A 10,582-nucleotide genomic window follows, 5' to 3' on the forward strand; every position below is an offset into this window, starting at 1 on the left:
AGTAAGTAGGATTGAGAAGAATTCGTTAGAACAACTCTTGATTTTACGTCGCTACTATTTACCGGGCGAGGATGATAGTAGCGAAAGCCTCGCCCGTGCGGCATGGCTAGATAATCATTTAGCCGAGGCAATGGCTGCAGCGGTAGCAAACGGCATAGGTAAAGCGTTTAAAGGTGTTAAATAAATGTCATCATCATTAGATTTTACAATTAAATTAACTGATCGCGTAACAGCGCCACTTAAGCGTGTGCAGTCTCAATTTAAGTCATTTAATGCGACTGCTGCCAGCTCATTTAAAAAAATCGGCGGCGGCAGCATTGCCCTTTTTGCCGTTGCCAAGGGTATTACCGGTTTACTATCACCTGCGGAAGAAATGGATCGGGCTCTTAAAAATGCAAGTTTGGGCGGTGTTTCGTCAATTAATGAGCTGCGTACAGCAGCAAAAAAATTCAGTGCGGAATACGGCACTAGTGCTATTGATTTTGTTAATTCCGCATCATCAATTAAAGGGGCGTTATCGGGGATTAGTGATGCAGACGTGCCGCAAGCCGTGGCGGCAATGAATATGCTGTCAAAAGCTACCGGCGAAAGCGTGGATACATCAACCGCTTATATCGAACAGATGGCAGCTAGCTACAAAGGAACAGTTAACAAAATCGGACAGTTAAATTTTGCTCGGCATGCTGCGGGCATAGCTGCATATGCTAAAAATAATTTTAACGTGTCAACTCAGCAACTGCAAAGCATGATGCAAAAAACCAAAGGCACAGCCGCCAACAACGGCGTAAGCATGTCGGAGCAGGCCGTCGTTCTAAGCATGGCAAGCAAAAGCTTAGGCGCTGGTGCGGCGGGGTCATATGCCGCGCTGTACAAAAATTTAGGCAAAGCGGGTAAAGAGCTAGGGCTTTCGTTTGCTGATGCTAACGGCAAAATGCTATCAATGCCGGAAATTATCGCAAAAATACAGGGTAAATTTGGCAAGGATTTATCAAAGAACATTAAAGCACAAGAAGCTTTAGATAAAGCGCTGGGCGCTGGCTCAGATATCGTAAAAGCGTTGGCTGGTAATTCAGATGAATTAAATCAGCACATGAAAGAAATCGGAAAAGGTCAAAACTTCAAGCTGATGCAAAAAATGGCTCAGGGTAATGTTAAACCGCTGGAGCGTATTAATGCCCAGTTTATGAATATTAAAGAATCAATCGGTCGGGCATTGTTGCCAGTTTTAATGCCTGTCATGAATGCTATTAGTGGCATTATCGGCAAATTTGCAAAATGGATGGAAATGTTCCCAAACATCGCCAAATGGATCGGTATTGTTGCGGTCGGATTGCTTGGCTTTGCAGGCATTTCTGCTGTTATATCTATATTGTCGGGCTCTATTAGTATGCTAATTGCAGTCTTTAATTTATTTAAATTTGTCGTGGTTTCATCAATTCAAATTTTAAAACTATTTAGACTTACATTAGTTGGTATATCTGTTGCTGTTAAATATGTACGTAGTGCGCTAATTGGTTTGGAGATGATGACAGGGATATTCACAAAGCTATCAAAGGCGGTCATGTTGTTATTTACACCATGGGGCTTAATTATACTGGGGATAATCGCACTTGTTGCAATTGTTTGGTATTTCAGAGATGAAATAATGGCGGGTATAAAGTGGTGTATTAATTGGATAATGCAATTTTGGGATAGCATTAAGGACACTTGGATAATTCAAGCGTTGATTAAGGGGTTTCAGTTTTTATTTGATTTTGTTTGTGGTATCTGGAGAGGTATTGGCAATGCGTTTGTTAATGTGGTTGAGTGGTTAACAAATGCGTGGGATAGCTTTATTGCATTTTTTACCGATTTTTCATTTATCGATTCATTTTCAAAAATTGGTGAATCGCTAGTAAAAATGTTTACTAACACATGGAAAACAGTAAAAAACATGGGAATAGCTGTTATTAATACAATTATCGACGGCTTAAATTATATCCCGGGCGTTAACATTGAGCTGCTTGAATACGAAAAAATCGACGCACCCGAGCAATCCCCTGTTAGCACTGCAAAATCGCCGATCGCAAGCACGATCGTGCGTGATATCGATCACGGTGGATTGTCAAAAGAGATTCAAAACAGTAAATCGCAGAATATTGACAATAGTAAGAATATTCAGTCGGTCACAATTAATAACGCGCAGCCGATGACGCCAGCTCAATTGCAAGAGTGGAATCAATTGTATGCAGGATAGATATTTTGATTTACTCATTACAGATCGTGATTTTTCGTTAAATAACGGCTATGAGCCGAATTTGGCAAAAAATCAGCAAAGCATCGGGCAAGATATTAAACATGCGATTATTGAAAGCGGTTTAGCGACTGAATTAGTTGCTGAACGCTCGCCAACAATGCGGTATGACGTGTTTACTAAGATTATTTTGTTAGTTGAAAGCGACCGCCGCATAGTGCCGGGAACAGCGCACATCAAAGAAGAAACAGCAGAGCGACTTTATCTTACAGCAGACACTTATGATTTTGGAAAAATTGGAGTATCGATCGATGGCTGATTATCAAAAAATGTTTGAAAAAATTCTACACGATCATGGTATGCCGGTTGACGAGAACGCAGCACGCAAAGAGTTCGAAGAATTAACAAAGGCGGAGGGTTTAATTACAAACACGTCGAAGTATTCGCCATTTTGGCGTTTGATGTCTGCGATTGTGATACGGCCATATATTTGGCTAAAAGATGCATTTATCAAAAATGTATTAATGAATATGTTTTTAATGACGGCCAGCGGTCAGTTTTTAGATTTGTTTGCTAATGCGGTTAATTTAGAGCGTAAACCTGCAACATTGGCAACGGGTGAAATATTATTCACTAAAGCAAATAAAAATCAGTCGGTAGTAATACCCATGGGCACGGTGATCAGCTCACCAGAAATTAACGGCGTTACATATCAATTACAAACTACTCAAGAGTATAGCATCCCTGCCGGTGTCGAAACTGCACGCATTCAAGTAGTAGCAGTTGGTAGCGGTGAAAACTATAACTTAGCTGCTGGTTATTATCGTTTTTTAGTTGAACAGATAGACGGGGTAACGGTTACAAACGATGATAACTGGTTGATCTCACCCGGCGCTAATATTGAATCAGATGACGATTTAAGGGATAGAACCAAGAATCAATACAATTTTGTTGGTCATTATCATACTGATGCTGTATATCGTGGCATTGTGACAACAATTACCGGTATTTCAACCAAGCAAGTCTATTTTGTGCATGACGCGCCACGCGGGCCGGGCACAGCTAACTTATATTTGTTACTGAATGATGGCGTAGATTCAAAATATTTTATCGATAAAGTTAACAATTACATCATGGGACAGGGTTACCGCGGGCACGGTGACGATTTAAAGTGCTTTGCTGTGCCGGATAAAAAAATTAATGTTGTTGTTACGTTATATTTTGAACGTGAACAACAACCGATCGACATTAATCAATATGTATTAAACGTTGAGCATTTTATACGTTGCGTATTTCGTCAAAATAACGACTATAACGTAACGCAGGTAAATGCTTATTCACGGTTTAGTATCTCAAAATTAAACGAAGAATTACACGAACAATTTAACGAGTTACATTCGATTGTATTTAACATCGGCGACATTGTCAGCGAGTTAGAAGTGCCGCGGCTGCGAAATCTAACCATTAATACCGAGGTCGCAGAATGAAATTAAAAATCAAACTGCCGGTGTGGATGAATCGGGGCGAGCCGTTAAAACTGGCTAATGCCGCGGTTAAGTACTGGGATCGTATGTATCAATGGTTAAAATTCCCAGTTATGCAATTCGACCCGCTAACATGCGACGAGCGATTATTATTTTTATATGCATATCAACGCGATGTTAAACGACTAAATAACGAGCCGCTAGCACTGTATCGAAAACGTATTAAATACGCATACGCTAATGCTGCAGATTCGGGATCTGTTGTTGGGTTTAAAAATATATTTGAGCGGCTAGAAATTGGCACGGTTCAAATATTAGAACGCCAAAGCGGCTATGACTGGGACGTTATTATCTTGCGATTATCTGATAATCAGTTAACAAATAATCGGGAGCTACTAACTGAAATAATAAGGCAATACGGACGGACATGTCGGCGTTATTTTTTTGAAATTGTTCACGTGCAGCCGATGAAATTTAGATGCGGCGAGTTTAATAATAATCAACATTACAACGGTTCTAAATTTAATTTTAAACGAATACACCAAGTAACAGTAATTTTAAAAGTGGGTGGTTTTGGTGAAGTAAAAGAATTTAATGGAGTACAGCAATGAGTAAAACGGCAATAGTAAAAACAGGCGAACAGTTTTTTATAAAACAATTGAGCAAGTCACAACCGATTAAACTCGATCGTGTAATTTTTGCAAATATTAGCGGAATCAATGGCGATACTGAAATCGATTTAAACGGTTCAATGCCTGACGCAAGTCAGATCGTACATACTGCCCCAGTAACACAATCGGGGTTATTGAATGATAAGACTGTGGTTTATTCTGTTATTCTTGACACTAGCATCGGTGATTTTTCATTTAACTATATCGGGCTTGTCAACGCAGAAACTAACACGCTATGCATGGTAATGCATACTGATCTAACACGAAAAATAAAAACCGCAGGGCAGCGTCAAGGTAACACGATAACAGAATCAATTTGGCTTGAAATCGATAACGCTTCTGAATCGACGGGGATTACTGTTAATGCACAAACGTGGCAGATCGATTATTCAAAACGATTAGCTGGCGAAGATGAGCGTATTCGATTAACTAATTATGATTTATATAATCGGTTAGCAATTCACAGCGGTTTTACAATAACAAAAAAGGATAACAAATTAACAGTATCTGCAGGTCTGGCATATGTTGCTGGTTTACGAGTTGAGCACACGGCGCAAACATCGATAACAGTTGAAAATAATCAATCGTTATACGTTGATGCGTGGCTGTCTGGGACGACAACTGGAGAGTGGTCTGTAAACTATAATTTAATTGCTGGCACTAATTTAAAAGATTACGAAACAAACGGGTTTAAGCACTATGTCGAACGTGTAGCGTCGGTTGATGCAAGCGGTAAGTTAGTTGTTGTTAAGGCGAAGTCATTTATTACAACGTACGATCATTCAACGACTGAAAAAATGGGAATTGTTCGGCTTAGTTCAGCAACAAATAGCACATCAGAAACAGAAGCAGCAACGCCTTTGGCTATTAAAACAGTTAACGATTTAGCAACTGAAAATCATAACAATCTATTGAACGTAATTAGTAAATTCACGTCTACCGATAATGAGTCTGTCGTTTTTTCTCCTAATCATAACTATCAAATTGTTATGCGCAACGATGGAGTTTGCGGTGTTTATAATCATTTAACAAATAAATTCGCGTGGCTGATTAATCAAAATGGTGGGATTGATGGGTATATCGGTTGCGATAGAGTTGTCGGTCTAGACGAATATGTTCGTTCCCATTCGCTACCAGTAGGCATACCTCAACCATGGCCAACAACAACCCCGCCACCGGGGTGGCTTAAGTGCAACGGTTGGAAATTTGATAAAAATCGGTATCCACGTCTCGCACATGTGTATCCATCCGGAAATCTGCCGGATTTACGGGGGGAATTTATCCGAGGGTGGGATGATGGTAAAAACGTTGACCCAGGACGTGGGATACTCAGTTGGCAGAGGGATGCAATACGAAATATTCACGGTTCTATCGAAACAGTTATCAGTGGCTCAGCTAACCATATTGGCAGTGGTGCATTTTACACCAGTAATTTTAACTGGGGTGCATATACAGTATCAGGCGTAGCCGGAGGTTCGCACCAATCATTAATATTTGATGCGTCGAGGGTCGCACCGACTGCTCACGATAACCGACCACGAAATCTGGCATTTATGTATATAGTTAAAGCAGAGTAAAGTAAAGTAAAGGAGTAACCAATGAAATATCAATTCACACCAGTAATGGCCCAGTTTGATAGCGGCGGTTTTGTAGTGGCCGCAGGGTGGGCATTAATTTATAACACAAATATTCGAACCGGTGAATTTGTAAACGCAACATACGAATATGTTTCGGAGGGTATAGGTTTGCCGCCGCACGTTTGTTTAGATGCTCCACGATCAGTTGACGACACCCGTGCGATCGTTAGAGTTGGAAATCGGTGGACGTATCCATTTGATAATAGAGGTAAAAAAATCTACTCAACTGAAACAGGTGCAGAATTAACAGTAACAGAAATCGGCGATATTCCAAAAGACTACACGCTATTAAAACCGTCAGGCGAATTTGATAGCTGGGACGGTGAGAAATGGATGTTAGATGAACATAAACAGCATCAGCACTATGTAGCTGTAGCGGCAGCACAGAAAAAACAGCTATTAAGCGAAGCTACTACGCAAATTGATTATCTACAAGATGCAATTGATACAGAAATAGCAACTGATGAAGAAAAAACGTTATACGCAACATGGAAAAAATATCGTGCATTACTAAATCGTATTGATGTCGATGCTGCGCCAGAAATTGATTGGCCGGAAAAACCGGAGTAATCGATCGTGTGGTGTAATAAAACATTTTCATTAGCAAAATATAAGTCAATGAGCTTTGAAGCTGTGGCAATTGAGCCATATAAAATCACTAATAGCAAATTTTTATCACCCGAAGAGGCGATCAGGGCGTTATTAGCAAAAATCGACAGCATAACGCCGGTTGCTGTTATATTGATATCATCTGTAACAGAAACCGGTTTTATTAATCAGTTGACGGCGTTCAGTCAATGCTGGGATTTGCCGGAAATTAAGCGAGCACTGAGAACAGCTAAAACAGTGCAAGATTTAGATATCACAAAAATGGTTATACCGAATCCTGCAGATCGTAAAGTTGTCAAACAGCTATCATCCAGCAATACACGTGCAATTGTTAACAGTCAAACGTTAAAAGCAGCACAAAAAGACGCTACAGCATCAATTGATAGCGTAATGAGTGAATTACAGCAGTTTGCACAGCAAAAAGCAGCGGTTTTAAATAAAGTTGCAAGTCAGACGACGTCATTAACTGGCGGTAGTATTGATATAACATTTTTTTGTGGTTTGCCGTGTGATTTGCATAAAGGGTTACCAAATAAGCAGCATATTTTTACGTTTTTGCTGGCGTTTTCAGATAACAATTTAACCCCTATTTTGGATTTAGTACATGATAGAAAACTCACAGATAAACAATAATGGATCTGCTAGTGGCGTTGATAATATTGTATTAGCGCTGGATGGTGAATCTATTATATTAAAAAATCTGGCTATTAGGGTGGAATATGATTTGCCAGAGGAGGATCAGAGTGGTGGCTCATCATCAACAAACAGTAGTGAAAACGGCATCAAACCAAAAAAATTAGCGGTTAGCGGATTAATTGAACACTCGGCGCCAGACCGTCTGAGGCGTTTGATTGAATTGTCATATCAAACCGAAATCGACGGCACTAAAAAATTATATCGTGTAGCCAATGCTACAGCTAACGTCATGAATTTGCGTGAGGCTGTTTTTAGTGGGAGGATATCGGTTTCTCCGCATTCTACTCTGCTGGCATGGCAGGTTGAATTTGTCCTGTCAGAGCGTAAATCAGTACCGGAAAAACGAGAATTAAGGGGGCGCCAGCGAGCCGTTGAAAATGGTGACGAACATGTCGGCGCAATAATTGAGAGTGTGCCAGCGGATGAAAACGAGGCGCTGTCGTGGTTTGAGAAAAACATTTTAGCTAATGTTGACGATGTTATGGGTTAGTAAATGAAAATAAATAAATATGCAATTATTGACAATGAACGCATTCAAATTATTGACTGTAATATTATACTAGAACTAAATGCGTGCGGGCGAGGTTTTATTACAGTTCCTGCTGGCTGTAGGGGGGCATTAAAAAATAAAACATTAATAATAAATGTTGGTTATGGAAATGATTTACAACGATTTTTTACCGGATATATTGAGAGCGAACAGACGGCAGCGCACAACGCTAACAGGCTATTTATACGTGAATTAATCGGTTGTTATCAACAAACAATTGATTGTTCGTTTCAGCACCCAACGTTAACAGTTGTTACTGAGTATCTAACATCAAAAAATGGGCTGCAGTTCGATTTACCGTGTGTTGATTATGTTAACATAAAAATCCCACATTTTAAACACTCTGGCACAGGATTCCATCTGCTGCGAGAGATCGGGAGGGCGTTCAATATTCCAGAATATACATTTTTTCAAACACCAACAGGCAAAATCTATTGCGGTAGCTACAACGATAGTTATTTTAATGATAAATGTATCAATTTTGGGGATAATTTAAATAAAATCGCATCTTCAACCGCTGGATCTAACATTGTTGAAATTCCGCTAGTGCCAAAACTTCGCCCGGGTGTCAAAATCAACGGTAAAAAGGTCTCTATTGTCAATTTGATTAACGATGACATGATAATAACCCTTGAGGACAAAGCAGGGAAAAAATCGGCAGCACGGCGACAAATTGAAAAAGAATTCCCGGAACTGGCAGACGGCTACCACTTATCAAAAATGGCCAAGGTTGTAGCAATTTCAGATGAGGCAAGCTTGGGTGATATATCTACCCCATTCCGCCCTAAGTACGCCGTTAATGTGCAGTTATTAGATGAAAACGGCAAAGAATCAACGACACCAGTTTATAAGGCTGTGCCGTTGCCAGTCACAAATATTGGCTCGGAGGGTGGATCGTATCATTATCCAGAAGAAGGCGCAGAGGTGGAAATAGGGTTTATTAACGGTAAACCGGATCAGCCGGTTATTCGTAATATCTACCCAAATAATAAAACAATGCCAAATATAAAAAAAAATGAGCATTTATTGCAACAACGTGCAGAAGTGTTTACCAAGATTGATAACGTCGGCAATATGATACGTGAAAGCGATCAGACTATAACAGATAATGCTAGGGATTATTGTTTAAATAGCGATTCATCAACTGAAAAAACAACAACAAAAATAACAACAGTTAACGCTAATTATACTATCAACACGTACAGTAATTATAAGTTATCTGCGAACACTATAACGCAGCTGGCACTAAAAGATTACACAATCGGAACTAATTCGAATTTTGTGCAGTTTGTTGATGTTGATTACTCATTAACAATAAACGGCAATCAATCGATATCAGTAAAAAATAAAATTGATGTAACAGCAAACGAAATCAAAGAACAGATTAAAACAATTCGCCAGAGTATTGCCGACGCAAAACAAGAGGTTATTGCCCCGCAGGTTTGGATCGGCAGCGGCGAGATAAATGTATTGCAATTGATGTTAGACACATTAGAACTGATTGAGCGTTTAGCTGGTTTGACAGCTCAACATACACACCCGAACACCCCCCCTCCGACTAACGCCGGCGAAATTGCTGTCGTTAAAATTGACGCAATAAATCTAGATGAAAAATACTCGCCAGTAATTGCTAAATAGTTTTTATGCCTCAGCTCGCCCGCTACTGCGGGCTTTTTTGCAGAATGCTATTATATAATTTGATTGCGTCACAAATGATTGCGCTTTGTGGTTTGCCCGTTATTTCACTTAATTCGGCGATCATCTCTATGGTTTTAATCGGCAGTTTATAACCTTTTGATTTAAAGCCTCTTTTTTCGTCGCTTCTTTTTTGGATCTCGGCTTTTGATAATGCCATGGTTTGCCTCTTGATTTTTTGTTAATCGGTGATATATTAAGGTCATCGGCGGGGTCGCACCCCCGCCTTTGATTGGAACTAGTAAACCGGTAGATATACCGTTAATAGAACCAAGAGAATTAAGATCCGAATCATCTTCTTTCTCCCTTAAGCCCCCATCGAAAGCTGGGGGTTTGCTTTATCAGCCCTGCTGATGTTTATAATTATAGATGCACCTACCTATAAAGTCAACACTTTTAAAATATATTTCAAACAAAACTAAAATAAATCAATAACCCATCTGAACTATTGGCGTTTTTATATCTAAATTTTTAAAAATAAATAATCGGGGGACAAAATCGATCATGTGACCAAATCGGCGCTACACCGCACCCGCCTACGAGGTTTGTACGTGAATTTTTTTTCAGTTGGATTTTATTACAAAACAAAGCTCAAAGGCTTATTGAAAAAAGGATCTTAAAGGATCGTATAAAACTGAAATAAATGAAATACTTTTCAATATTTTTCAGTTTTTAACTTATAAAAAAGATCGGAGTAAATAATTAACGTTATGAGTAATAATAACATTTTTATTTTAGGTGAACAATAAACAGGTGTATCAAAATTTGAAATAAACCATAATTATTTAATAATCAATTAATTATTAAATAATTAAACTGAAATTTATAACGTGTATTAACTTTAGTAAGTTAAATCGATAAAACTCTATCAATAAAAATTCTTGAAAAATTTCAACCGCCATTTTACCGCCACCGGTTGTTATCTACTTAAGAAATTGTTGGGTAAGTCGTTGATTTTAATGGAGGCGCGTCCCGGAATCGAACCGAGGTAGACGGATTTGCAATCC

At 39.2% G+C, this 10,582-nt stretch carries 11 protein-coding genes; 10 read left to right on the forward strand and 1 reads right to left on the reverse strand.

All coding sequences use genetic code 11. The annotated features are described in order from the left end of the window. The first annotated feature begins 37 nt into the window (after positions 1-37). From A9G48_RS11595 to A9G48_RS05790, 10 genes are read left to right on the forward strand one after another with little or no spacing between them, the layout of a single operon-like run. Positions 38-184: a DUF6890 family protein gene (locus A9G48_RS11595; protein WP_176702000.1), complete on the forward strand. Its 147-nt coding sequence runs from the start codon at positions 38-40 to the stop codon at positions 182-184. Then, complete coding sequence (locus A9G48_RS05750) at positions 185-2,236, forward strand: phage tail tape measure protein (RefSeq protein WP_065575934.1); 2,052 nt, start codon at positions 185-187, stop codon at positions 2,234-2,236. It begins immediately after the preceding gene. Continuing rightward, the gene (locus A9G48_RS05755) at positions 2,226-2,552 is read left to right on the forward strand and encodes a DUF2590 family protein (RefSeq protein WP_065575935.1); all 327 of its coding nucleotides are present in this window, start codon (positions 2,226-2,228) and stop codon (positions 2,550-2,552) included. Before A9G48_RS05750 ends, A9G48_RS05755 begins: the two co-directional genes overlap by 11 nt. Beyond that, positions 2,545-3,720: a baseplate J/gp47 family protein gene (locus A9G48_RS05760; RefSeq protein ID WP_065575936.1), complete on the forward strand. Its 1,176-nt coding sequence runs from the start codon at positions 2,545-2,547 to the stop codon at positions 3,718-3,720. Before A9G48_RS05755 ends, A9G48_RS05760 begins: the two co-directional genes overlap by 8 nt. Then, on the forward strand, positions 3,717-4,328 hold the full coding sequence (locus A9G48_RS05765) for a phage tail protein (RefSeq protein WP_065575937.1): 612 nt from the start codon (positions 3,717-3,719) through the stop codon (positions 4,326-4,328). The genes A9G48_RS05760 and A9G48_RS05765 overlap by 4 nt, the downstream gene beginning before the upstream one ends. After that, positions 4,325-5,965 (forward strand): phage tail-collar fiber domain-containing protein, encoded by a 1,641-nt coding sequence (locus A9G48_RS11950; protein ID WP_065575938.1) that lies wholly within the window; start codon positions 4,325-4,327, stop codon positions 5,963-5,965. The genes A9G48_RS05765 and A9G48_RS11950 overlap by 4 nt, the downstream gene beginning before the upstream one ends. Positions 5,966-5,986: 21 nt before the next feature. Further along, complete coding sequence (locus tag A9G48_RS05775) at positions 5,987-6,595, forward strand: tail fiber assembly protein (RefSeq protein WP_065575939.1); 609 nt, start codon at positions 5,987-5,989, stop codon at positions 6,593-6,595. 6 nt (positions 6,596-6,601) lie between these two features. Beyond that, the gene (locus A9G48_RS05780) at positions 6,602-7,267 is read left to right on the forward strand and encodes a hypothetical protein (protein ID WP_141672965.1); all 666 of its coding nucleotides are present in this window, start codon (positions 6,602-6,604) and stop codon (positions 7,265-7,267) included. After that, positions 7,239-7,820 (forward strand): baseplate complex protein, encoded by a 582-nt coding sequence (locus A9G48_RS05785; protein ID WP_065575941.1) that lies wholly within the window; start codon positions 7,239-7,241, stop codon positions 7,818-7,820. The genes A9G48_RS05780 and A9G48_RS05785 overlap by 29 nt, the downstream gene beginning before the upstream one ends. A gap of 3 nt (positions 7,821-7,823) precedes the next feature. Beyond that, positions 7,824-9,518, forward strand: coding sequence for a hypothetical protein (locus tag A9G48_RS05790; protein WP_065575942.1), 1,695 nt, complete (start codon positions 7,824-7,826; stop codon positions 9,516-9,518). A gap of 22 nt (positions 9,519-9,540) precedes the next feature. Here the strand turns inward: A9G48_RS05790 and A9G48_RS05795 are convergent, their stop codons facing one another. Then, positions 9,541-9,735, reverse strand: coding sequence for a hypothetical protein (locus A9G48_RS05795; protein ID WP_065575943.1), 195 nt, complete (start codon positions 9,733-9,735; stop codon positions 9,541-9,543). Positions 9,736-10,582 lie beyond the last annotated feature (847 nt).

It is taken from the genome of Gilliamella sp. wkB18, assembly GCF_001690875.1.
GTDB lineage: Bacteria > Pseudomonadota > Gammaproteobacteria > Enterobacterales > Orbaceae > Gilliamella > Gilliamella apicola_A.